This window comes from Candidatus Paracaedibacteraceae bacterium (assembly GCA_019636055.1).
Lineage (GTDB): Bacteria > Pseudomonadota > Alphaproteobacteria > Paracaedibacterales > Paracaedibacteraceae > Paracaedibacter.
Genome location: JAHBYH010000003.1, coordinates 219508 through 239512, shown reverse-complemented (window position 1 = coordinate 239512; position 20005 = coordinate 219508). Strand labels below are relative to the sequence as shown.

General features: G+C 40.2%; 18 protein-coding genes. 2 read left to right on the top strand and 16 right to left on the bottom strand.

The window, feature by feature from the left end; genetic code table 11:
- Window positions 1-10 precede the first annotated feature (10 nt).
- Entirely contained in the window at window positions 11-2110 is a 2100-nt protein-coding gene (gene recG, locus KF820_06765; protein MBX3458038.1) for an ATP-dependent DNA helicase RecG, read from the top strand.
- Window positions 2111-2295: 185 nt separating this feature from the next.
- Here recG and KF820_06760 read toward each other — a convergent pair whose 3' ends face one another.
- From KF820_06760 to KF820_06745, 4 genes are read right to left on the bottom strand one after another with little or no spacing between them, the layout of a single operon-like run.
- Complete coding sequence (locus KF820_06760) at window positions 2296-2832, bottom strand: hypothetical protein (protein ID MBX3458037.1); 537 nt, start codon at window positions 2830-2832, stop codon at window positions 2296-2298.
- Complete coding sequence (locus tag KF820_06755; GenBank protein MBX3458036.1) at window positions 2832-3257, bottom strand: cell wall hydrolase; 426 nt, start codon at window positions 3255-3257, stop codon at window positions 2832-2834. Before KF820_06755 ends, KF820_06760 begins: the two co-directional genes overlap by 1 nt.
- Window positions 3258-3261: 4 nt before the next feature.
- Complete coding sequence (locus tag KF820_06750) at window positions 3262-3909, bottom strand: hypothetical protein (protein MBX3458035.1); 648 nt, start codon at window positions 3907-3909, stop codon at window positions 3262-3264.
- A complete protein-coding gene (locus tag KF820_06745) occupies window positions 3906-5432 on the bottom strand; it encodes a hypothetical protein (protein ID MBX3458034.1) in 1527 nt (508 codons plus the stop codon). The genes KF820_06750 and KF820_06745 overlap by 4 nt, the downstream gene beginning before the upstream one ends.
- Window positions 5433-5557: 125 nt before the next feature.
- Here KF820_06745 and KF820_06740 point away from each other — a divergent pair, with 125 nt between their 5' ends.
- A complete protein-coding gene (locus KF820_06740) occupies window positions 5558-6493 on the top strand; it encodes a DMT family transporter (GenBank protein MBX3458033.1) in 936 nt (311 codons plus the stop codon).
- A gap of 27 nt (window positions 6494-6520) precedes the next feature.
- Here KF820_06740 and KF820_06735 read toward each other — a convergent pair whose 3' ends face one another.
- The 12 genes from KF820_06735 to KF820_06680 all read right to left on the bottom strand — a co-directional run bounded on the left by KF820_06735 (window position 6521) and on the right by KF820_06680 (window position 20005).
- Entirely contained in the window at window positions 6521-6805 is a 285-nt protein-coding gene (locus tag KF820_06735) for a hypothetical protein (GenBank protein ID MBX3458032.1), read from the bottom strand.
- A 212-nt stretch (window positions 6806-7017) separates the two neighbouring features.
- The gene (locus KF820_06730; protein ID MBX3458031.1) at window positions 7018-7269 is read right to left on the bottom strand and encodes a hypothetical protein; all 252 of its coding nucleotides are present in this window, start codon (window positions 7267-7269) and stop codon (window positions 7018-7020) included.
- A gap of 21 nt (window positions 7270-7290) precedes the next feature.
- Complete coding sequence (locus tag KF820_06725; protein MBX3458030.1) at window positions 7291-7785, bottom strand: hypothetical protein; 495 nt, start codon at window positions 7783-7785, stop codon at window positions 7291-7293.
- Between the two features lie 102 nt (window positions 7786-7887).
- Window positions 7888-8274, bottom strand: coding sequence for a hypothetical protein (locus KF820_06720; protein MBX3458029.1), 387 nt, complete (start codon window positions 8272-8274; stop codon window positions 7888-7890).
- Between the two features lie 46 nt (window positions 8275-8320).
- The gene (locus KF820_06715) at window positions 8321-8617 is read right to left on the bottom strand and encodes a hypothetical protein (GenBank protein MBX3458028.1); all 297 of its coding nucleotides are present in this window, start codon (window positions 8615-8617) and stop codon (window positions 8321-8323) included.
- The gene (locus KF820_06710) at window positions 8614-9129 is read right to left on the bottom strand and encodes a head-tail connector protein (GenBank protein ID MBX3458027.1); all 516 of its coding nucleotides are present in this window, start codon (window positions 9127-9129) and stop codon (window positions 8614-8616) included. The genes KF820_06715 and KF820_06710 overlap by 4 nt, the downstream gene beginning before the upstream one ends.
- Window positions 9129-10232: a phage major capsid protein gene (locus KF820_06705; GenBank protein ID MBX3458026.1), complete on the bottom strand. Its 1104-nt coding sequence runs from the start codon at window positions 10230-10232 to the stop codon at window positions 9129-9131. The genes KF820_06710 and KF820_06705 overlap by 1 nt, the downstream gene beginning before the upstream one ends.
- Window positions 10233-10236: 4 nt before the next feature.
- Window positions 10237-10788, bottom strand: a complete 552-nt coding sequence (locus KF820_06700; protein ID MBX3458025.1) for an HK97 family phage prohead protease — start codon at window positions 10786-10788, stop codon at window positions 10237-10239.
- Window positions 10789-10856: 68 nt separating this feature from the next.
- Window positions 10857-12062: a phage portal protein gene (locus KF820_06695; GenBank protein ID MBX3458024.1), complete on the bottom strand. Its 1206-nt coding sequence runs from the start codon at window positions 12060-12062 to the stop codon at window positions 10857-10859.
- A 177-nt stretch (window positions 12063-12239) separates the two neighbouring features.
- Complete coding sequence (locus KF820_06690; GenBank protein ID MBX3458023.1) at window positions 12240-15053, bottom strand: hypothetical protein; 2814 nt, start codon at window positions 15051-15053, stop codon at window positions 12240-12242.
- Window positions 15054-15122: 69 nt separating this feature from the next.
- Window positions 15123-18203: a translocation/assembly module TamB domain-containing protein gene (locus tag KF820_06685; GenBank protein ID MBX3458022.1), complete on the bottom strand. Its 3081-nt coding sequence runs from the start codon at window positions 18201-18203 to the stop codon at window positions 15123-15125.
- A complete protein-coding gene (locus tag KF820_06680) occupies window positions 18203-20005 on the bottom strand; it encodes a BamA/TamA family outer membrane protein (protein ID MBX3458021.1) in 1803 nt (600 codons plus the stop codon). The genes KF820_06685 and KF820_06680 overlap by 1 nt, the downstream gene beginning before the upstream one ends.

Here is a 20005-nt window from a genome sequence, read left to right as displayed (position 1 = left end):
TACTTAAGGCATGTCACAAGAATTGATCCAACGACTGACGCCACTGTTTGCTCCCCTGTCCACATTACCAGGGGTAGCCGGGCGCCGTGAATCTCTATTCAAAAGGTTATTGGGCGAACGTGCCATAGATGCTCTTCTCCATCTTCCCAGCGGTATTCATTCTTATCGTTTGGTAAAAACCATTAATGACGCTAACATTGGTGAAACCGTTATTATTCAAGCACAAGTCATGGGGCATAAACCCGCATTTAAACGCGGATCACCCCATCGGGTGAGTTGTCACGATGGCTCAACCTTTTTTGATGTTGTCTTTTTTCATGGAAATACTCCGTATTTTAGTAAAATTTTACCGAGTGGGGCAAAAAAAATCATCATCGGTCGAGCCGATAAAAACTTAAGTAAATGGAGCATTATGCATCCGGACAGAGTGTTGCCCGTCACACCGGAAATGATGGTGCCTGAAAAGGAAATTATATACCCTCTTACAACAGGGGTAACAAATAAATGTGTTCACCGTGTAATGGATGCAGCTCTTGCAAGACTGATCACCCTTCCTGAATGGCATGATCCAAATGTGCTATCAGACAACAACCTGATTAGCTTTAACCAAGCAATTCGTCAAGTCCATTATCCCCAGAATCTAAAGGAACTAACCTTATCACCCGCCCATGAACGCATTATCTTTGACGAACTTTTTGCCCATCAACTCGCCTTACATTATGCAAGAAAAGCAAGTGAAGTTCAGATTCAAGGGTGTGCCATGGCCGGAACCGGTGATCTTACCCGTCGATTGATGCAAGAACTACCCTATGAGCCAACTGAATCCCAAAAGGATGTTATCAGAGATATCTTTGAAGATATGGAAAAATCGACACCGATGACACGCTTGATTCAGGGGGATGTAGGAAGCGGAAAAACATTGGTTGCTTTGATTGCCATGCTACGTTCTATTGAATCAGGTTATCAGGCAGCAATTTTAGCCCCAACAGATATTCTTGCTCGTCAACATGCAGAATCTATGATTGAACTTGCCGACAAAATTGGCATAAAAGCTAACATCCTAACCGGACGGGAAAAAGGGAAGAAGCGTGAAAAAATCCTTACAGAACTTGCTTTGGGCAATATTGATTTATTAATTGGCACCCACGCACTGATTACAGATTCGGTTAAATTCAACCGTCTAGGTCTGGCTGTTATTGACGAACAACATCGCTTTGGTGTTGAACAACGTTTAGCTCTGTCGGAGAAGGGAAACAATCCGGACATTCTTGCCATGACAGCAACCCCAATCCCCCGCACTTTACAATTAGCGAACTTTGGAGATATGGATGTGTCTGTGATTCGCGAGAAACCTGCAGGACGGCAACCTATTGATACAAAAGTCCTGCCGCTCAATCGACTGAACGATGTGATTGATGGTGTCCAACGGGAAATTCAGAACGGCGCAAAAGTTTTTTGGGTATGTCCCTTAGTCGAAGAATCAGAGAAAATAAATGTATCTGCCGCGGTCGATCGATACGATCAACTTCACGGGATTTTTGGTAAAAAAGTTGGGCTTGTCCATGGAAAAATGAAAGCCGCAGATAAAGATGCAATTATGGACCAATTCATCAACGGATCTGTCGATATCCTGATCGCAACAACGGTCATCGAGGTTGGGGTCAATGTCCCCGCAGCAACGATCATGATTATTGAGCATGCTGAGCGTTTTGGTTTGGCTCAGCTTCATCAGCTAAGAGGACGTATCGGCCGAGGAACAAAAGCAGCCACATGTATCTTGTTATACGGCCATGAAATGAGCCAAATTGGCAAAGAACGTCTATCAACCATGCGCCAAACAAATGACGGCTTTGAAATAGCAGAAGCTGATCTCAGATTACGTGGTGGTGGAGATATTTTGGGAACGCGTCAAAGTGGTCTTCCTGGATTTAGATTGGCTGACTTCGTTTCATACCCTGATAAAATGGGGCAATTACTAAAACTCGCTAACCAAGAAACTAAAAGAATTATAAAAGAAAACCCACGTCTCGAAGGAGAACGTGGGCTCGCAATACGTTTGTTGCTGAAGATTTTCTCAAAGGACGATGCTATTCGGTATACGAGGTCTTGAGGGATACCGCCTTTAATCTCGTCCTTTGAGGAAGAAGTGTCTCCTCTTCTTAGTCATAATTGCAGGTTGATGGGGCACCAACAAAGACATTAGGATTGCCCTTAACACAGCTTGGGTTCTTTGCGATAACTGTCGCCCCCTTCGCCTCTTTGCCAATGCCATAGAGTAAAGCTTCTCATAATTTTTCATGATAGTTCCTGTTCAAATAAAGCAGCCATCGTTGTGTCTTTTATTTTGCTTTCCCGAGATGAACCAAACTCAAAGGCATACGCATCCTTAAGACAAGATCCAAAGATACCAGCCACTGTTGAAATAATTCCAACAGCCTCCCCCGGTAAAAACTCTGAATAATAAGCCAGTGAAATCAGACAAGCAATAAGTCCACCTGCTGCGCTGAGGACCATGACATCAGCCCGTGTATTATTACGACCTGAATTGATGAAGGCCATGTCGCGCATCCGAGCACTTTGTCGGTCACGCATGACCGACAGCTCCATTTCAGCCTCTAGATTTAAAACTGCTTTTTGAAACTCAATGACGAGTTCAGGTTCATCAAGCAGCATACGAATCATACCGGCAGAATCATCAATGCCGGTAATGCGTTTAGCAATTCCAATAACGTCCTTGGCAACTTGTTCCGCTTTATCTCCGGCTAACCACTTGGCGATTGAAGGAATAAACTGAGCAAACCCCAAGGCAACAGCAACAGTTGTGGGCTCCATTAGTTACCCCCTTTTGACATCTTGTAAAATAGATGACGCCCAATCTTAAGGACTGGCTTTGCTTGCAAAGCCCAAGTTGGCAGTGCTTCCATGGTTGATGCGTGATAGTGATCACAGCCCTTAGTCAGGTCCGGCCAACGATCCTCGAGAATCATTTTAGCCACAACCATACATTGATCAAACAAGGGATCGGTAATTGTCGTTGTAATCAAACGGAGATTTGGGTCATGAGGATTCCAACAGGAAAACTGATAGGGTTTCTGACACACTTCAGAAATAGAGGATCCGTACCACGATTTCTGTTTCAAGCGATTTTTGACTACATTACCAATTGCAATCAACGACGATAGGCCGCCATCAAGACGATAATATTCACCACGGGCTTCCCCATAAATTGTTCTCGCTAAAATATGTACATCATTCATAGACTCACCTCTTGTGTAATGTTAACCATGCTGTTGTGGTTCCATGGCGAACCAAATCCACCGTGTGATAGACACAACTAGCGGAATCTTCATGAGTGAGCGTAACAGTCAACGCTCCATCTCGAATGGATTGAAGGAAAGAATCACCTTTATCTAAGTGATAACGGACTTCATCATCTGCCTCGTAAAATGTGACCTGATATTGACAAATAGCATCGTAAGGTGCATTCTCTTGCCAAAAACACCCTAAGGGTTGAGTTTGAGATAAAATAACATCACTGGGATGCACTCTGAACTGTTCAGATAATTCAATTGCAGAATAAATGTTTTTTTCAATAAAGCCTGCTTTACGCATCAAGCTTAAAGATTTTAATCTAATCTCTTGAACGTTATAATCTTTGAGACTGGTACCATAAACTAAAAGCTGAAGCCCATTATGGTTAAACGTTGGATTAACTGTTGATCTGACAGGACATACTTCTACAAGAATATCAATGACATCCGGAAATGATGATTCATCCGAAATAGAGACAATATCAAAATCATCACTACCGAATCTGAGATTAACTAGATCTGTTGTTACATGCGCTGTACTTGGTGCTTCATACCCTTGCCAGTAGGGGCGACCAATTTGTTGGTATAAAATTGTCATTGTATTCCTTTCTTAACTCTCGCCTCTTCCTCAAGAGAGGAGGCACTCCAACTCAATCCCTGCATCACATAATCTCTCTGAAGGACATCATGGCTTCTCAAGTCTTTCAGCCTTAGATCAATCCATGTCGGATGTGATTCATCTGCGGCAACTTGCAAAAATTCAATTTGGTCGAAAGCATGATTATGGATACTTATGTGATCGATAATGTCGTCAGGCCCCAAATCATGTCTTCCACTTAGCCCTTCTATTTTGGATAAGGCTTCAATATTGATTTGCTGATTTGTATTTTCCGAGACTCCTGTTGCGATCAGTATTTTGAGATGAGCAACCGCACGATCAAAAGCTCTCTCCAGACGATAAGAAACCAGCTTTCCTTCGGTGAAATTTGATGGAATAGAAGGGTGATTCACTTCTATTGAATGATCCAGCGTTAAATCCAACGCATCCGTAAATGGAATCTGAAACGTGATTTCTAGTGCTCGGGCTGAATAGGCAAGGTGAGATTTAGCAATGTCTAATGCTTGTTTCAGAGCAATATTCCCTTCTTCACTATCAAAAAATGATGATTTATTCGAACCTTCTCCTCTTTTAGCCAGACTTAACTTAAGTTTGCGATTCGGTCTTTGTTGATTTAAAAATTTATTCTTATGCTCAAGGGTAAACTGAACAATCTCACGCCTTTTCTGGCGGTAAGACCATTCAACGACCAACCTGCCTTGCAACCAGAAAATCTTGTATTTCTTACCATTGATTTCCGGCGTTATTTCCGGATAAACGCCTAGAACACCGGTTTTTTGTGGATCAATCGTTTGCAGATGACTCTGAACAACCGCATAGCCGCTACGCCCAAACATCTGCCCGGTCTTTGGCCACGATGCAAGCAATCCCGATGCTGAAAGTGTACACATACGCCCATGCGGGAAAAGCGTCTCAATACGAGGATAGAGATTGACTTCGCCTTGACAAACTTGTGTCCATTCTTTAATCACCGTCACATCAATACCAGGCAAAGGTGTATCCGTAATCTGCATCTTAAAAGTATCAGCGAGAATTTCATGCTGCAGTCGTTTTATATTTCTCCCTTTAAAAATATTAGAAAGCTTAAATTCCTCCCCCAACCGCCCATAACAAGGAATATCCTGTGTAAATTCTAAAAGATCCGTCAGCGATCCTGAATTTACAAAATAGTTATCTTTATTTTTACCCTTTAATTTTTCGATCGTTTGTTCCATATTACAAGCCGAAGCTAACAAACTGATATGCTTTGTCTGATCATCCAATAGTTTAGCGCCACCAGTAAATTGTCCTCGAAATATAGCCTCAAGGACGCCGCGGTCATCCGTGGCGATATAAGCCCAACCTGTATCAGGGATATCCTGTTGTACAGGAACAATAAGATTAGAGATAGGAATACGTCCTTCATGATGATCAATCGTTAATTCAAGCAATGTTAAGGGCAATTGGTCGCTTAGTTCTTCAAACTTCTGAGTTTGATGACACAGATATAAATATATAGACATAAGTATCTCCTAGATATTTGACTTGAATTGATAAATTAAGTGGACAATTGACAAAGCGAATCATATATTTGATTTAAAATGACACTAAAAAATAACCGTGTCTTAACCCCATAATAGAGAATAACATGGATAATACGACCACAGCTCCTGAGAGCACAATCGACCGTTTGGCCCGGATGAACCTTATTGGTTGGTTCTTTCGCAAAGGTTACCCCCAAGGTGCCTTTTGGGCGACCATGATTTGCGTTGTCAGCGTCACCAACGACGTCTTGATGCGCTTTTTAGGTGAACGCCTACACGTTACAGAAATTATCTTTTTCCGCTTTTTGTTCAGCATGGTCACCGTTGTGCCTCTGATGATGAGTCACGGTCTGTCTGCCTTCAAAACATCTCGCCCGATGATGCACGTTGGCCGCGCAATCCTTGGTGTTGGTGGTATCGGTGCCTGCTGCTATGCCGTTAACGTCATGCCATTGAACGAAAATACATCCATCATGTTCTCACAGCCGTTGTTCTTTTTACCCCTCGCGGTTTTGCTTCTTAAAGAACGGGTTGATGCGCCACGTTGGATTGCCACACTTGTTGGATTTATTGGCTTGATGATTATTCTTCAACCCGGTGAAAACACATTCCGTTGGGTGGCTATGGTTCCGGTTGCTGCTGCTTTACAATTCGCATTGCTAGACATTATGGCTAAGAAAATGGTTGCCACAGAATCAACCTATAACATGTTGTTCTACTTTGCCTTTGGAACCACAGTCGGTGCTTTTGTTCCCGCCCTCTTCTTTTGGCAAACACCAACAATGGAAGAACTAGGCCTACTTATCCTGTTGGGTATTGGTGCCAACCTGATTCAGGTTTGTCTAATCCGCGCCTTCACAGCAACAGATGCTTCTGCTTTGATGCCATTCCGTTATGTTGAGTTCATCTTTACAACATTGGTTGGCTTTATGATTTTCAGCGAAATCCCAACCCAAATTACCCTAATGGGTGTTGCTTTGATTATCGCAGGTACCGCGTTTATCAGTTACTACGAATCAAAGCGAAGTAGCGCCTCCTAAGAAAAAAGCCCCTTAATTGGGGCTTTTTTATTCAGCAAGCAGTTTTAAGCAAAAGTTGATTTCTCTTAATTGCCGTTCTTGTATCCCTTTTGGTATGCGTCCATTGCCATACCTTAATTGATCTACATAAACTCCCAGCAAACTCATTCTCGCGGCTAATTTAAGATAAGCGTGTCCCCAATCCGGAATATTCGCCCAGATTACATCAGGATATATACTTAAATCTATTTCACCAGAACTAACGTGTTCAAAACACATCTCAATAAAATCAGGGATCTTTTTTTCTTTTATGTCAGCAAGTTTAGCAGCCATCTTTAGTTAACATATTAATCCTCCCTGTTATGAGAGGACTAATATATGTAGGTTAGTTTATAAATAGATATTTACTTAACAACCTTTAGACAACGTCTGAGTAATTGAGCTGCAGAAGTATATGATTCTGAATTATATGGAATATTATCTGTGAAATCATTCCAACTTTTGTAAAGCTTTGGGTATTTTTCCCTCAATTCCTCTTCTATACGTTAATCATACTTTATAAGCCCTGTTCCCACAAAATACAATCGATTAACCAAATCAGGATTCCACGTAATTGTATCGATATTATCGAGCCGGCTAATCATGTATCCATTGACTGATGGGCCGTTCATACAGCGTGCAGATTCATGCAGCAAAATCTCAGACCAAACAAAAACCACGGGGGCTTCCACCTCAACTGAGACTGATTTTCCCCATAAAAAAACCCCCATAATGGCGGTACAGATTGCCTTAAACATTTTAAAATCCTTATATTATCGTTAAACTTCTTCTAACTCCATCTGCCATCCAGTCTTCACCCCCCACTCATCCGTCTTAAGGAAATAGCGCATAATCCTCATGGTTAATATAGGGCGATAGCTTACATAGCAAGGTTGTTGTGTCGCGACAGTAATTTCCTGACGATCATAACAAATAATTGGCAAGGGATTGTGTTGCTCGTCGATGACGTGAACCGAGCCAGCTACTGGGACACGATCCAATTCGATTTTTCCCCCATTGGATTTTTGCCACAGGCGCTGAATGCAGCTAATCTCAACAACCGAGCCGACATCAAGACTATCCGTTGCGATAACTGATTTATCTTCACAAGATATGGTTGTGCGGTACTTTTTACCATTGGTTCCTAGAAAAACAAGATCTCCATTAACTGTTCGACGAAATTGCCCCATAGCCAGTGGTACCAATTCTTGAATACACCCCCGGGCTGAAAGCGGAGGAAACCCTGTCCCTGAAATAACTAATTCTGTTTCCATAGCTAACCTCATTGCACCCAACGGGGCAGTTCAATCGGAAGCGTTCGTTCCTGATTTTCAATTTCTTGATTGATTAAATCCAAAAGTTCTTCTTTTGTCATTTTATCCTCGCAATAATGTTTCATAGTGATGGCTAACGGTCTTGCGATCACCCTTTTTGGATATGTCGACAACACTACCCATTAGCTTAATGATAGCTTTGCGCCCATCCGGTAAATCTAGCATTTTACCGTCTAAACATCGGTTTACCTTTTGAGAACACTCAAAACTGGTTTTAACGCCAACGTCTGCGTCCAGACAAACTGTTCTAAACTTAACCTTGGATTGAGGGGTGTTAACACCCAGTCCTAGCCCCTGCTCGACTTCGTCCAATTCCAATAAACAGCATGGATATGTCATATCCGAATGTGGGGTGATATAGAAATTTTGTTCTTCTATGTTACTTTGCAAGTGCGACTTCACTGCCGCTAATAAAGAAAAGTCGCTCATGACTTTGACTCCAGTATTTTAATAAACAAATATTACAAGACGATCCTTAAGAACCCGTTAAATCAGCGCGACTTTTTGCAAAAAATCGAACATAATCTCTTGTTTTATATATTGATTTAGGACAATCAGCCCACACACCATGCCAATAGATCCGATCAACCTTATAACCGTGGGGACGCATTCGGATATCCAGCAGCAATGAATCGCCATCCGTTCCCTTAAGGCGAACATCCGCCCAAACCGTTGCATCATGGGACCAACGCTCGGCCACATCACCGTCCACCGTATCAACAATTTGACGGCGCCAGAGTTGCACCTTTTCACTTAAAAGACACGTTCTCATGATAATCCGACCTTTCTATAGGGGTGAACAAGTTGCAACAGCATAAGATATTGCTCTTTTGAAATCTCAGTCCGACATTCATAATGACAGGCCACATGATTTATGATGGCTTGGCGTAGCGGTGCAGGAACATCTTTAGGACGGTCCCCAAAGCCACAGGTATAGGTCACCTCGATACTTGGATATAAAGAATTAACAATCACAGATACTTTCGAGCCAACTTCAAGGTCATAGAGGCTTAAAGAACGCTTTTTCCTATCTGCGCCAATACCGACAACTGAAACGATATCGATAATATTTTGGTGTGGAAGTTTAATTCGTTTAGCAGCCGATTTAACTTTATAGGTCGCAGTTAAAAGAGGAGATTCAATTAATTCTTCAACCCATTCTGTGGCAACAGTTATAAGGTGAAGCAAATAATCATCATCCTCAGCATGGTCAAGGCGCAAATGCGCCTTAACTTGCTGAAGTGATATAACCGGTATTTCGGATTTTTTTACCACATCATACATTATGATTCACCTTTGAATGAAATAACCTTAATTGCATCGAAATTGATAACATCCCCACCAACACGCTTCGTTGCATAGAATTCCACATAGGGTTTAGCCGAGTACGGATCACGCAAAACGTGCATTTGCGAGCGATCAACAACTTGATAAGCCTTTGTCATGTTGGCAAAAATGATTTTATCTTGTTCAGACGGCAGATCATCACACAGATGAACAGGATAACCTAAAAGGAGATTGGGTTGATCAGCACTGATGCTTGCATGCCAAATATAAGATCCGCTCTTATCCTTCATTGTGCGTATCTTAGCAGCAGATTTACGAGACATCACCCAACATGCACCATCCAGATACTCGGACTTCATGGCATAAAAAGCTTCCATAATTTTATCAGCACTGTCTTTTGCAATCATCTCAACAGATTCAATTTTACCCCATTCTCCCTTACCAATCTCAACTGTTGGATAAGTCAATATTCCCTTTGGCTTTCCTGCACCATTCCCAAATAGAAAAGCCTGATTTTCTGTCTTAGCCATCTTGTCTGCAATACGATCAGCCAACCAGAATTCAATATTGACAGCAGAGTCATCCAACATCCGTTGACTAACCCGAGGCCGTGCATAAACTTCGTGCACAGGAATGGATACTTTCACCAATTCAGGTGTAGATGTCTCATCACGATCCGCTGTTTCAGCTACCCAACCCACATCCGGTTCAGTCTTTTCTAGCAACATATCCATACTGTCGTTTGTAATAATGGCAACCGATGGCAAACGACGGATGGTAGAACGTGAATTTAGATGTTGATTAATCAGATTAACCGCAGAAGATGGGATTAAATAACCACCAGCCGCATCATTTGATGAAATCATAGCCTTAGCTGAAATATCATCAATACCTTTACGAACAAAGCGACCAAAACCTTCAGTATTTTCCGCCTTTGATTCACCTGCATGTGGTCGACGCAAAGCAATCTCAACTTGATTCAGTCGTTCTGTTGTTTTAATCAGTCCCTCTTCGACCTTAGCCATTTTTTGTTCATGATCCATGGTGAAATCCTTCACAGATGAATTTAATTCAGCCAATGTAGTTGTAATTTCAGACATAAAGTTAATTCCTTTCTTGGGTTAAACGTCGAGCTTTAAGCATATCGCTCAGCTCATTTATTTGATGGATGATATCTTCATCCAGCTCAAATTCCTTGACCGCTGTTACTTTTGCTTCAGGATTAGCTGCAAATGTAACGAGCGAAATTTCTAAAAGGTCCACCTCAGTGAGGATCCTTGCTTTTTTATCAGCATCGCGTGCTGCTTTGACAAGGCGAAAACCAATGGACATACTGTCAATGACACCAGCTTTCATCAGAGCATAAGCATCACGCCCAGCCTGAAGATCTAAAAGCAGCCGACCTCTCACATACAAACCATGTTCGTCTTCATAGATTTCTTCCCACACACCAATCGGTTTGCGTTGATCGTGCTGCCACAGCATTTTGGGCAACCGCCCTTTTTCTTTCCATCGATTAAGCGATGATGAAAAAGCTTTGCTAGCGACAATTTCTTGATGATGATCAGTCACGTTAAAGACACTGGCATAGCCACAAAAAAAACCATCTTCTTGATGGCTTTTTAGGGTAAAGGGTATATTGAGTTGTTCTGTCATGTAATCTCCTTTAGAAAACACCTCTCGATTAAATAAAGAGGTTGTTGCATAAACAAGTAACGTGTGAATCACCTATCCCCTTGTGGGAGAGGTTTAAATATCGAATCCCCACCATCGATGGGTCCATAGCCAACCGCCTGACGTTTCTCGTTGATCGTCAAGAACTCAGACGATTGGATTTTCGACCATAATGCCTCTCGTCTTTGAGCCAACGCCGGTATAGCGTCAACATCATAGGAAAGCCGCAAGTTTTCCCCGAACATTGGACAGAGCCACAGGTTTAGTTCTGCAATCAAAAACTCCATCAGCGGAATAATTGTGTCTTCCCACAAGTGATACCTAGCCTCTTTATAATTAGCAAAAGTGGCATCTCCACTAATTCCAACTAACATCGGAGGAACGCCAAATGCCTGAGATATTTCCCGTGCGGAAATATTTTTACCTTCAATAAAGTCAAGATCTTTTGGACTTAACCCCATTTCCTTCCAGTCAAAATCTCCCTCTAAAACCATAATCTTGCCCGCGTTATTGCTCCCTTCATAAATCCGACGAATATCATCTCGCAAAGAATCCCGTTGCTTTTCCGACATAGGTTGGCTATTCCCTGGCTTAAACATCAACGCACCACTTGGTCGTCCACCATTTTGAAGGAGAGCAAGATTATGTTCAGCAACAACATTATGTTGATCTATAGATCGAGCCGCAGCCTCAATGGGACTCATGCCGTACCAATCATTCAATGGGTGAAAATTTTTGATGTGTAAAACAGAAGAACACCCAGTAATAGGGTCACTTTCTAAGACACGCTTACGCCCGTCAACTTCGTACTCAAATGCCACAGGAACCCCAGAGACACTAGGAATGACTTTTATCCGATCAGGCCTTAATGAATATAACTCACAAACCATTCCCGATCGATCACAAACAGCTTCTATGTAAGCGTTTCCAGCTAACATTAAATGACCAACAAGGCTCTCCATAAAAGAAGAACCCGCTTGACGCGGGCTTGGACAATTGAGTAAATCAAGGATAGGATGCTTCTCAATTTCATGGTTATGGTCATATAAAAGCCAAGGCACACTCCCTACCCCACGTGCAATTAAACTGACACATCGATAAACAATAACATTTTTTTGATATCCCTCATCCGCAAGGAGGCCATAGTTTCGAGGAGTCCACACCGCCTTACCCAGTGAATTATAAGCAATGTACGAAGCGACACCACTGGATTTTTTATTCGGACGTTCTGAGCAGATTGATTTTAAAAATTTCATGAAAAATCCTTAAATAAAAAAACTACCTCTCCGATTAGGGAAGAGGTAGTTGTAAACAGAGTTATTAATATTACAAAAATATTTATATATCAGTTATTTAATAATATCCATAGATTAAACACAAAAATATTTGCCCATGGATTATTTTTAGATCAAAGCCCTTAGCAACAAACTTGATTATGCAGGCCTTGCGTGCTCTACTGCTTTAAGGTATGGCTTAACTGACATATCACCAGAAGCAAGCAATTCCTCAAGCAAAGCAATTGAACGAAGCCTATCGGTTTTTGATATCATAAGAGCAAGTTCAAACTTACACCCCTTATGCCCCATAGTCATTCCTCTTTCGAAAGATTGCTTTGCTTTATCATGATCAGAAGCAATTGGAAAATTTGGCCAATATAATCCTGACCGCATTAGTCCTGCTGTATAGGCTGACTCAGCATGGCCTAAATCAGTGGCCTTATCGAGCTGTTCCAATGCCTTAACTATATTAGCGTCATCTTTCCTTTTAGCATGAATGAGCTCTTGCGCCTCATGATTTAGTTTTTCAGGATCAACATTAGGTAATTCCATAGCTTCTTTATATCGCTCATGATATATCCTAGCTAATTCAGGGCGCGCTTTTTGTGTTTCTGTTGCATTCGCAATAACAAAACTTAACTGAAGCAATGAGTCCACATGACCTAAACTTGCGGCAGTTTGCAGAAAACTAACAGATAAATCTAAAGGATTGCTTATACCAGCAATATTTTTCTGATGCAAAAGAAGCATTGCCGCCGCATAATGGGCCTTGATATGCCCTAAATTAGCAGCTCTTTTAAAGGCAAAATAAGCAAGGTCATTCTTACTTGAACTATTTGAATTATTTGCTAACAAACAACCGACAGAGTAAGACGCGTCTTTACTTAATTCAGAATCACCTAAAACTTCAACCATTCTAAAGAGTTTAAGAGCTTCAGAGAAATTCTTTTGGTTCCGTAAAATAATAGCAGCTTCCTTCATCGCTTTGACATGCAATGAATCAAGACCAAGTTTAGAAATTCTCAAGAAAATATCGAGCGCTTGTTGCTCATCTTGATTTTTTGTGACCAAAGCCTGTCTAAATATTTCTTCAGCTCTGTTTAAAAAGGCTTTCTCCTCAGCCAGACGAGCTTCTTCTACTTGGCGGGCGACTTCTCGTTCAGATTTTAGACGAGTAGCCTCTTTCTCCTTGGCCAGACGAGCTTTTTCTGCTTGACGGGCGACTTCTCGCTCAGCTTTTAGACGAGTGGTGTCCTGTTTCCTAAATGCCAAGCGATTCTCTTCATCAATAAGTTCTTGAGCTAAACGATCACGTTCAAGCTTTTCAGGGTCTTTTAGAGCTGCGTCTTCTTCTAATCTAACAATCTCCGTTAAATAGCGTTCAGCCTTACTTTTATTTTCTTCTGATAGTTGCTTAGAACTAAGAGCTTGTTCTATACATTTTCTTGCATAATCAAATGCCCCTCTCTCTTTATAGATAATACCGCTTAGCAGCAAACATTCAGCATTACCCAAAAGAGAGCCATTGATAAAGTTTTGAAGAGCACTCGACATATTACCTTGAGAATAAAAATATTTTCCCAATTTTAAATACGCAACAACATGACCATTTTTAGCTTGATCATCTAAATATTTAATAGCTTTACTGTTATCATCTTGATCCGAACTGCCTAGCAACATATCTATATAAAGACTATTAATCTGATGTTTTTTGAATAGCATAAAATCTGACTTTTCATCTTTAAACAAATCTAAAGCGTACTGATAAAAAGCTTTAGCCTTAACTAGATTTCCTGCCCCCCTGTTTGTGCCTGCTAACATTGCTATAGATGTTGCTTTTAATAAAACATTATCCGAATCAGCCCCTCGCAAGTATAGCTGATGCCTTCTATTTTCATCGAGCGGTAGATTGCAGTTTACTAAATAAGATAAGACTTCAACAGAACCATAACTTGCCATCAATTCTATAAATTTAATGTAACGATTACTATTTGATAAATGCTCCTCTTTTACTAAACGATCCATTGCCATGCCAATAAAAAATAGTAATGGCTTTTTTGCACTTATGCCCACATAACTAAGTCCAACAATTTCGTCTAAGAATTCGTTAAATGGCTTAGTCCCATCCAGTTCATTATAATAATATTCAGCCCCGTCAATGCTTCCCAGACGGGCAGCAGCAAAATAACAAGATTGTGCTAGACCAAGAAAGTTCCTAGCAGCTAATCTATTCCCTAATAAGACAAGAGGAGAACCATACGAATATGGTGTTACTTTTTTAATAAGATCATCAATAACACTTTGCAGAACAGCACCATCCAAAGATGATACATCGGGAATATCTATATTATAAATTTCATCCAATCTATCAGAGGCACTTCTATCACCATGATTAGCCAGGACTAACAAGTACTCAGTAGACATAGAATCCGGAAGGCTATTAAGATTACAATAATGCTCTATAGCCCACGGTTGATGATTGATCAAGGCACGGTTAATAACATCTTTAGAAGCGATTGGATCAACCAAATTAACTGTTCCAATAGGTTGCGTTCTTAATCTATAAAGTAATTGTTGAGCATCTACCTGATTAGGAAACAAATTCAATAGGGATACTATCGCCTCTGGTGAAATGATAGAGCCATCCACAGGCAAACCAAACAGAGCTCGTTGAAGCTCTTTTATATTAAGCCCTTGGTCAAAATAAAAATGCTTACTGATAAATAGTGCGCGCAAACCTGCACTGGATAATCCAGTATAAAACTGCGCATGATTTTCAGGTAATTTAGCAATTATAGATTGTATATAATCAAGATAATCTTCAGAATAATCAGGAAAGTCAGCCGCTTTTATAGCAAAAGACGCCCCTACTATCTGTGTTGAGTTTGATGAGGTCGCCTCCTTTTCAGAAGCATAAGTCAAGATGGGAATTGAACTTAGTAATAGTCTTGTTAGAATATTTTTTGTCATATCATAGGATCATTATTTATTATTAACGTCTTCAAAATATAGATACTATTTTATATTTATCAACAAATATTAATATCTAAACTCGAGGCCATACCCAAGAGCCGTATTTTGAGTTCCAACTTCCGCATCAACTTTTGTGTTTTTAGTTACATCAACCTTAACCTTGACTTTTGAGCCAACTTCTTGTTGTATACCTTGCTCGAGACCAACAAAAACTCGTTCCGTTAATTGCTTGCCAACAGAAACACTATACTTTGAATTATCATCAGTACCATCAATCGATTCTTGTTTATTTAGTGAAATATCATCGACCCCCAGCAATTGATTAAGCGAATCTAATGCTCCCCCCGAAAATTTTCCAGCCTTGACCGCAGCAAGCGTTGTTGCCAATTGTAAACTTTGAGCTGCGGTTACTTCACTAAGCGGTTTATCAAATAAAATCAATGCAATAACATTTTCAGTTGTTTGAGCCGGAATCGATATAAAATCAATCTTTGGTTCATCCACTGGGCCTTTCACAGATATAAACGCCTCATATTCACGAACAACTTTTTTAGCCGATACATCTAATACCGGCATAATCTGACCATGCTTCGTTTCAAACGTTACAGAGCTCGGAGCCAGCTCCAACCTCTTAGAGGAAATATCTAATCTTCCCTTAAGGGAATGAATTCCCCCCGTTATATTCGGTATATTCATAGGGCCCGTCATGGCCATAGCCCCTTTCCACTCACTCCTTAGGCCAAATCCTTGAACAAATAACTTTTTAGGGATATCAACCTTAATGTCCAGTTGAGTCAGCAATTCTGACACCTTTTTACTTTGCTTGCGCTCTAGCTCTTCGGTTGTACGGTATACACGAATAGTTTTTGGTTCAGAGGATACTTGATTCAAATTAATCAAAGCTGAATTCACAGTAATGGCACCGGCAATAATATGATGATGTGCTTTTACGGTTTTGGCAGTCAAATTCCCAGACGTAACCACAATTGCTTCATGCGTGTTCGCGATCATTACTTTATTAAGTTTCAAATTCAAATCAACAACAGGGCTTGTTATGGCTTGAAGATTAACCTTTCCAGTCACCCCGAACGCCCCCTTATCATAATCCTTCCCATCAAAAGATTGGATCGATAATATCCCCTGTGACAATGCCATGCGGGCCTTGATTTCCTTTAATGTGGTACCGATAACACCATTTTCATAATACCCGTCATCCAAAGCAATCCTTCCTGAAATATTCGAGGATTTTAACGTACCATCCCCTTTCAACCCAATAGTTAACTTTCCCTTAAATCGGTCACCCCACCACACCAAAGTATTAAGTGCGGAAATATTAACAATTCCCGACAGGGATGTTGTGATGGGAGCAAAATCTTCAGGCAGAATTTTGTCAGTTTTTATATTAAAACTTCCGGCCAATTTGGAATCTAAATTATCAGTATAGTTCAACTTTGCGAAAATAGATGATTTATTATGGACAAGCGTTAGATCTATATTGATAAGTTTTTCTTTTTTACGCTCCCCTGATTCAAGCCCGAAATCCTTAATGGCAATTTTAGCATCGTATAAGTTTTTTCCGCCAAAAACCAGGTTTCCCTCTAACATGCCCCGCCACTGAGTCCCCTCAATAAATGAGTTTAATATTCGCGCATCAAAATCTTTCAGAGTAATCTCACCCGTTGGCTTGTCTGACAATACCAAGTTTTTTGTACGAAGCCCACCTTCTAAGAAATGAATTTCAGTATCATGAACTAAATAGTTATTATCAACAGATTTGATATATATAGGCTGTTTGAGCTCGATCAAACGAGATTTATCATAGATAGGACGAATATATAATTCATTAATTTGAACATTCTTTACGGTCAAGTCAGAAAAACCAGCAATCTTAATTTTTACATCTTCATTGTGTGCTTTTACTTCTGCTTTATAGTGGTTCTTTTCTGCATAAACAGTTCCTTCAACGCTAGAAAATAAATCAACCTTACCATTGGTTGATATACTTTTAGCATGCATATCAAACCGTTTGTTTGTGTTATCCCAAACACCTGATAAAGCGATCGCCCCCCACATAGGATAAAACAAGAAACGACTAAGCTCATCTATTTTTTTGAAATCTACATTGAGAGATAAAATTTCTTTCGAATTACCTTTAAAGCGAATATTTGCATGTCCACCAGTCCCAACAAGCTTAATATCAGCTATATTATCCTTAATATTCCCCATTAATTGTCCGGTGTAACCTGATGATTTTAGAGAGCCAACAATATCAAATTCGTCACCAGTTTGATTAACATTAACAACAATATGACGGTCTTTAAGTTTTAAGTTGATTCTTGCAGCATTGGATGCTTTATTAGCTAGATTTCCTGTGAACAAAAATTCTGAATCACCACCCAAGATATCATTCAGTTTTAATTCAGGGCTATGAAAACCAGATAGTTTTAAAGATGCAGATCCATTAACCCCCTTAAATGTCGTCTGCCCAGCCAGATCCATGTGAAGATTTAATTTTCCTTGGGTATTTGTTAAAAGGCTTGGTGATAATGATGTAAATGTTGCAAGTGGCCTGTTAATGCTAGATTTAATAGTATAATCAATTCCCTTTTGTTCATAAATTATGGTTTCAGTTTCCTTATAGTCTGTACTAAAATTAAGATCTATCCTGATAATCTGATGCCCTTTTTCCGGGGATTTTAACACGCCGTTGACTGTAAATTTCCCACGATAGAGCATAGGAATTTCAACTGAATTAACCCTCAATTTATCAATATTGAGGCGCGGTAAAATCAAAGGATCGTCAGAGGATTCCATATCCGGATTCTCGAGATAAACTACTCTTTCAGCATGAACCTCACCAAAATGTAACTTACCATACAGAACATCCACCCCTCGCCAATCAAATGATAAATTATTTATTTCAAACCACGTCTTGGAAGAATCCTTGAGTTTAATTTGATTGATCCTCAGATTAAAAGGAAAGGCTCCGCTGATACCTTTTATTCGAATTCTAAGGTCAGACGGTGTAGCAATATTAAGAACCCCCTGAATAACCCGTGTATTAAGGGATGGGATTTGTAAAACCAACAACAAAACAGCAATTATAGCAAGAATATATTTTAAAACTTTCGTTATAATTCTCATCATTAAAAAGCCTGCCCTAAACTAATATAGAACTGCACTGGTGCATCATAAGTTTTACCATTTACACGACGACGTTTTGTTGGAAACGCGATATCCAACCGAATCGGACCAATATCTGTATAATATTTACCACCAACACCATAACCGATCTTCATTTCCTGAGATTTAAACCCGGGAATTCTGCGCTCCGAAACAGCTCCGGCCTCAACAAAAACTGATGCACCAAATTTTTCGCTAATACGATAGCGAGGCTCTACACCAACTTCCAGCAATGACTTTCCACCAAGAGGAGCTCCCTGATCATCAGGTTTACTCAGTTTTTGGTACCCATACCCCCGTATAGATCCCGATCCCCCACCATACCATCGACGATTGAAAGGAATATCATCAAAATCAATGCCACCAATTTGACCAATTTTTTGCCAAGTTGCGATTACAAACTTATCTTTAGGAATTATACGCCAATATTGAGCACTATAAAGGCTTGCTTTTAACATGATCCCTGTGCTCCCAAAATCACCAAAGTATGGCGCAAAATCTAATCGCCATTTCCACCCCTTATAGGGGTTTAAATGATCATTACGATCATCATAAGTATACATAACAGGGACACCATAAAACGTTCGTTTAGTACTACGAAGCCGCTTTAATTGAGAATGTTCTGCTTCTAACCCCACAGCATAATTTGATGTTTCATTAACTTGATGTTCCAACCCTGAATAGGCATTATAAATAACACCGTAATAAGCCTTTGTTCTAGCCTTTGTTGCAGAAATAATATTCACAAGGTTAAAATCTTGCCAAATAACATCAGGGATTTTTAAGCCGATGGAACTTTTAAACTGACGTTGACCACCTTCGCCCCGAACATAAAAATCCTCACCGCCCCCAAAAGCATTTTTATGCTGCCAAACAAGTTTACCACCAATCCCCTCTTGTGTTCCATAACGTGCTCCCAAAACAAAACGTCTAGGCGGAGCTTCTGTTAAATCAGCGATAATATCAGCCTTATCGCCCCTTGTTTTATGTGAAATAAGCACAGAGGAAAATAATTCAGTATCTAATAAAGCTTTACGAGATTGATCCAACACTTTTTGATCATAAAAATCCTGATCGGTAAAGTGGAATCGATTTCTCACAAAAGATTCAGAAACTTTACCATTCCCACGAATACTAAGATTTCCAAAGGTTTTCTTGCCTTTCAAGTAAATTTTATATGTAATCAAAACCTTATGCGTTTTATCGTCAATTTTCCCGATCGGTTCTTCAATTTCAACATCAGGATAACCATGACTTATAAAGTAACGATGTAGTTTTGGAACAGCTTCTAAAACATCATCTAATCGAACTTTTGTGCCGTTCTTAATATCAATAACCTTTTTCGCTTTTTCGGGCAGAATTGGCACATCATCTGCTCCCGTCATATCGATATCGACTCCCTCCACCCAATAAACAGGTCCCGGCTCTATGATAAACTTAACATGTTTAACTTTCTCGTCCCCATGATCGAGGATAAAAGACGCATTTCCTTGAAAATAGCCATGATTTTTGAGGGCTTTTTTCAACAAAGAAACATCTTCATGAGCACGATAACGAAGCGCATTCGTACTTGTTGGATGAGCCACATCATTCTGCATCAACATTGGAATTGATTTAAAGTACGATTCTTGCGATTTGTCGCCAGCAATTTCTAAATCAGCAGTATACTCAATTTCTGGAAGATGCAGATCTTTAGGCGTAAACTTTTGATCTTCTTTTGACGGAAAAAAATAGCTGCACCCAGCAAGGATCATGGGTGACAGCAA

Bases quoted from the DNA above. Each gene is read 5' to 3' on its own strand.
- recG (MBX3458038.1), top strand. From the start codon at position 11: ATGTCACAAGAATTGATCCAACGACTGACGCCACTGTTTGCTCCCCTG.
- KF820_06760 (MBX3458037.1), bottom strand. From the start codon at position 2,832: ATGGAGCCCACAACTGTTGCTGTTGCCTTGGGGTTTGCTCAGTTTATT.
- KF820_06755 (MBX3458036.1), bottom strand. From the start codon at position 3,257: ATGAATGATGTACATATTTTAGCGAGAACAATTTATGGGGAAGCCCGT.
- KF820_06750 (MBX3458035.1), bottom strand. From the start codon at position 3,909: ATGACAATTTTATACCAACAAATTGGTCGCCCCTACTGGCAAGGGTAT.
- KF820_06745 (MBX3458034.1), bottom strand. From the start codon at position 5,432: ATGTCTATATATTTATATCTGTGTCATCAAACTCAGAAGTTTGAAGAA.
- KF820_06740 (MBX3458033.1), top strand. From the start codon at position 5,558: ATGGATAATACGACCACAGCTCCTGAGAGCACAATCGACCGTTTGGCC.
- KF820_06735 (MBX3458032.1), bottom strand. From the start codon at position 6,805: ATGGCTGCTAAACTTGCTGACATAAAAGAAAAAAAGATCCCTGATTTT.
- KF820_06730 (MBX3458031.1), bottom strand. From the start codon at position 7,269: ATGTTTAAGGCAATCTGTACCGCCATTATGGGGGTTTTTTTATGGGGA.
- KF820_06725 (MBX3458030.1), bottom strand. From the start codon at position 7,785: ATGGAAACAGAATTAGTTATTTCAGGGACAGGGTTTCCTCCGCTTTCA.
- KF820_06720 (MBX3458029.1), bottom strand. From the start codon at position 8,274: ATGAGCGACTTTTCTTTATTAGCGGCAGTGAAGTCGCACTTGCAAAGT.
- KF820_06715 (MBX3458028.1), bottom strand. From the start codon at position 8,617: ATGAGAACGTGTCTTTTAAGTGAAAAGGTGCAACTCTGGCGCCGTCAA.
- KF820_06710 (MBX3458027.1), bottom strand. From the start codon at position 9,129: ATGTATGATGTGGTAAAAAAATCCGAAATACCGGTTATATCACTTCAG.
- KF820_06705 (MBX3458026.1), bottom strand. From the start codon at position 10,232: ATGTCTGAAATTACAACTACATTGGCTGAATTAAATTCATCTGTGAAG.
- KF820_06700 (MBX3458025.1), bottom strand. From the start codon at position 10,788: ATGACAGAACAACTCAATATACCCTTTACCCTAAAAAGCCATCAAGAA.
- KF820_06695 (MBX3458024.1), bottom strand. From the start codon at position 12,062: ATGAAATTTTTAAAATCAATCTGCTCAGAACGTCCGAATAAAAAATCC.
- KF820_06690 (MBX3458023.1), bottom strand. From the start codon at position 15,053: ATGACAAAAAATATTCTAACAAGACTATTACTAAGTTCAATTCCCATC.
- KF820_06685 (MBX3458022.1), bottom strand. From the start codon at position 18,203: ATGATGAGAATTATAACGAAAGTTTTAAAATATATTCTTGCTATAATT.